At 33.9% G+C, this 230-nt stretch carries 1 protein-coding gene; it reads left to right on the top strand.

Annotation, left to right across the window (positions count from 1 at the left end):
- On the top strand, positions 1-230 hold a 230-nt coding region (locus GNE10_RS35290; protein WP_185570595.1), incomplete at both ends, for a pentapeptide repeat-containing protein.

Below are 230 nucleotides of genomic sequence, written 5' to 3'. Positions count from 1 at the left end.
TAACTGAAGCGAACCTTAATAGTACAATTTTCACTAAATCTTCTCTAACAAATACAAAGTTAAATTCGGTAAAGGCTTCTTCAGCAATTTTTGCTTGGACTGACCTTGATGGTGCTGACTTAAGTTGGTCAAATCTGAATAACGCAAATTTCAATCATGCAAACTTAGAACAGGCAAATCTGATAGGTGTAGACCTCAGTAGTGCAAAATTAATTTATGCAAATCTAGAT

It is taken from the genome of Nostoc sp. 2RC (assembly GCF_014222165.1).
GTDB classification, from domain to species: domain Bacteria; phylum Cyanobacteriota; class Cyanobacteriia; order Cyanobacteriales; family Nostocaceae; genus Nostoc; species Nostoc linckia.
Note: the sequence above shows the minus strand (reverse complement) of the source record. Positions and strands in the feature narration are given on the sequence as shown.